Raw genomic sequence first — 3876 nt, forward strand, 5'->3', positions numbered from 1 at the left:
CCGCCATTCTCACTGGATAAGTGGGGAGCAGAGAGCGCGGCGGCGGACAAGTACCGACGTTTCTGGCGCGGGGTACCGCCGAAGTCGAAGGGCGACTACGCTTTTATCACGCATATGGTAGAGATTGCCAGTGAAGGTACCGGCAAAGTGGCCGTCATCGTCCCCCATGGCGTACTCTTCCGGGGCGGGTCAGAGGGGGCTATCCGGCGACAGTTTATCGAGGAGAACCTGCTGGAGACGGTTATCGGTTTACCGGCCAATCTGTTTTTTGGCACCGGTATTCCGGCGTGTATATTGCTATTCAATAAAGGCAAGACTACCACGGATGTACTCTTTATCGATGCCAGCCACGACTATGCTGAGAATCGTAATCAGAAGGCATTACGCACGGAAGATGTCGAGAAGATCATTGCCACACACACCGCATTAGCAACTGTGGAGAAATACGCCTACCGTGCCACTCGTGCAGAGATCGCCGAAAATGACTACAATCTGAATATTCCCCGCTATGTGGATACCTTCGAGCAAGAAGAGGAGATAGATATCCTTGCGGTGCAGGCAGAGATTGATCGGTTGGAGGGGGAATTGGCGAAGACACGGGCAGAGATGCGGAAGTATCTGGAGGAGTTGGGATTCGATGGGATATTCGGGTAACTGCTATATATTCTGCAACGGTTCAACATGAACAAAGCCAGATAGTGTAGAATTTTTGATTCTCAATATAGTAACTATCCGGCATATTCGGAAAGCTCAATGATAAGGCGCACACAATGGTGAGTGGTAAAGGAAAACTAGACTACTGAGCTAGATACAGTTATCTGGAAAATCCGGATAACTGCTGCAACGGTGGATCAGTATCTCATCGTTGCTGTGAACGAACTGACGCAGAACGAAAGTTAGGAAAAGCGCATGAGCCAAGTGGCTAGAAGAAAGGGGACAGTGATGCGAATTGAGATGCGGAAGTATCTGAAGGAGTTAGGATATGGTGCCTAATGGGTGGAAAGAGGAAGAATTAGGTAATATGGCTCGCTTCATCTCTGGTGGGACGCCTAATCGCGCAACGACAAAATATTGGAATGGTGATATCCCTTGGTTAAGTGCAAAGGATATGAAGACATTCTGGCTCTCTGACTCTCAAGAGAAAGTAACAGAAGCAGGTGCTAAGAATGGTACAACCTCAGTGCCGGCTGGTTCTATACTCGTACTGGTGCGTGGCATGACATTAATGAAAAACGTTCCAGTCGGTGTTACCACTCGTCTGGTCACCTTTAATCAGGATGTGAAGGCTCTTCTGCCAATAGAAAGCGTCCGAGCTGACTTTCTGGGTTATGCGATAGTTGCATCAAAACGAGTTCTGATGTCTTATGTAGACCAGGCTGGTCATGGCACTGGACGTATGCCCACAGAGCTTCTACGAGAACACGTAATATTCGTTCCTCCCCTTCCCGAGCAGCGCGCAATCGCCACCATCCTCGCTACATGGGATCGTGCCATCGAGCAGACGACACGACTGATTGAGGCAAAGCGGCGGTTGAAGCAGGGGTTGATGCAGCAGATGTTGACGGGGAAGCTGCGATTCCCAGTATTTAACTGCAATTGGGAGCATAAGAAAATCGGGGACCTTGTCAGAGAAAGCAGGGACCTTGCTTCTTCTCCAGATATGAATACAAGAATTACTGTTAAACTCAACCTTAAAGGGATAGAAAAGCGTGAGATAAGGATACGAGAAGATGGCACCACCTATTACATCAGGCGGGCTGGTCAATTCATCTATGGGAAACAGAATCTCCATAAGGGGGCAATGGGACTAGTTCCAGATGAGCTTGATGGTTATGAGTCAAGTCAAGATATTCCTGCATTCGACTTTTTAGGTGAATGTATACCCGAATGGTTCTTATACTTCATGAGTAGAGAATCTTTTTATACCAATTTAGAAACTATCGCTAAGGGAACTGGTTCGAAACGTATTCATCCATCTGATCTAAATAAAATTCCAGTTCATGTTCCAAGCATTAGTGAACAAAGAGAAATTGCAGAATGTCTAGGAAATTTAGATCATGAGATTAAATTGCACAAGGAACTGCTTGATAATTTTAAAACTCAGAAGCAAGCTCTCATGCAAAAACTCCTCACCGGGCAGGTGCGGGTGAAGGTGGAAGAGGAGGACAAAGCCAATGCGTTATGAAATCTATTGCGATGAGAGCCATCCTGATGTATTTTGGTCGCAATCATCATCACGTGCGCGGTATTTATGCATCGGTGGTCTGTGGCTTGCCGCCGATTTGCGTACCGAAGTGAAAGGACGCCTTCGTGAACTTACATTACGACACGGAAAGATAGGTGAGCTTAAGTGGCACAAGGTACATGCGAAATGGGAGCACTTTTATCGTGATTTGATCGATCTATTCGTATCCTATGATGCTGAACAACTGCGGTTCCGCTGTATTCTGGTTGAAGGGGATAAGGTGTCCATGGAGCACTACCATGATGGTGATCCTGAACTTGGTTTCTATAAATTTTACTACCAGATGCTCGTGCATTGGATCGAGAGTGGACATGAGTATGCAATCTATTGCGATAATAAAACAAACCGGCAGCATGATCGTTTGCAAAAAATGCACCGGGTATTACAACATGCCTGCAGCGGACAAGTCGTTTCCATACAGGCACTTCCGTCGCATGAAGTACAACTCCTTCAACTCGCTGATTTTCTATTGGGGATGGTCTCGTCTCGCTTTAATAACGATATTGAACCGGGGGGAACAAAAGATCGAGTAATTTCCTACTTTGAGGAGCGACTGGGTAAGCAATGGAAACTGTTGCCGACTTCGAAGGGTGTGCGTAAGCTCAACATTTTCAAAATAGCATTAGAGGAGGCATAGCCGTGCCTGTGACACCATTGCCCCCTCTGGTTCATTTTTCGACGGAGGGTGAATACCGCGTACATTATGAATTAAAATTCTGTCGTGATTCTCTCCTGACATTCGATGATATCCCCGTACGTTTTCGAATACGGCATTTCGACCATTGCATGTTTGAGAGTAATCGCCGCAATGGTGTCAAGGACAGATTCTCACAACGGCGTGCCCAGAGGATGGATTGGATTCGTGCAACGTTGATCAATCTCAACTCAAATCCACGGCAAGGATGGGACGCAAAAAATAATTGCATCGATCCGAATAGACGGGTTGCTGTGTTATTTGAGCGTTTCGTCGTGGTGATACGTTGTTGGTGGAAAGATACAGAAAAACTGGAAGCCGAATTTGTGACATGTTTTATTGCTGACGACGAAGAAATAATCAGGCTAATCCGAGCCAAACCAAAGTGGAGAAAAGAAGATTGCCGCTGATTCGCCAGGCGGGTTCAGCGGCAGAAACCTTTGTGGGTTCCCTACACATGGTAAAGAACGTGGCTAATAGGATTAACCATTCACCAAAAAGTAGTATACCCATTTGGGTAATAATCGTCAACACACTTTGGGACATTTTTTATTTATTGGCAGAATAATCGGACAATTTGAACAGGAATCCATACGGCTAATGCTTGACGGAGAAGAATAGGATAAAAATATGCACGACGTACCACAAACAATAGAAGACGCCATCTCGCAAATACCTGCACTGCAATTACTGCAGACGCTGGGCTACACCTATCTGTCCCGCACCGATGCGCTAGGGCAACGTGGGGGTAAACAGAGCCGGGTGTTGCTGGAGGGAGTGTTGGCAGACTGGCTGCGCAAGCATAATGTTGTGCGCTACAAGGGGGAGGATATCCCCTTCAGCGAGGGCAATATCGCTGCCGCAATTCAGGCACTAACAGAGGTGATCTATGACGGGCTGGTGCGCACCAATGAGAAGATATATGACCTGCTTTGCC

Annotated in this window: 5 protein-coding genes; all 5 read left to right on the forward strand. The window is 46.9% G+C overall.

What is annotated here, in order from left to right:
- On the forward strand, nucleotides 1-654 hold a 654-nt coding region (locus WCO51_10770), incomplete at its 5' end, for an N-6 DNA methylase (GenBank protein MEI6513737.1).
- Nucleotides 655-982: 328 nt separating this feature from the next.
- On the forward strand, nucleotides 983-2185 hold the full coding sequence (locus WCO51_10775; protein ID MEI6513738.1) for a restriction endonuclease subunit S: 1203 nt from the start codon (nucleotides 983-985) through the stop codon (nucleotides 2183-2185).
- Complete coding sequence (locus WCO51_10780) at nucleotides 2175-2882, forward strand: DUF3800 domain-containing protein (GenBank protein MEI6513739.1); 708 nt, start codon at nucleotides 2175-2177, stop codon at nucleotides 2880-2882. The genes WCO51_10775 and WCO51_10780 overlap by 11 nt, the downstream gene beginning before the upstream one ends.
- Before the next feature lie 212 nt (nucleotides 2883-3094).
- Nucleotides 3095-3349 (forward strand): hypothetical protein, encoded by a 255-nt coding sequence (locus tag WCO51_10785; protein MEI6513740.1) that lies wholly within the window; start codon nucleotides 3095-3097, stop codon nucleotides 3347-3349.
- A gap of 220 nt (nucleotides 3350-3569) precedes the next feature.
- The coding region (locus WCO51_10790) for a hypothetical protein (protein ID MEI6513741.1) at nucleotides 3570-3876 on the forward strand (307 nt) is incomplete at its 3' end.

The organism is bacterium, assembly GCA_037131655.1.
GTDB lineage: Bacteria > Armatimonadota > Fimbriimonadia > Fimbriimonadales > JBAXQP01 > JBAXQP01.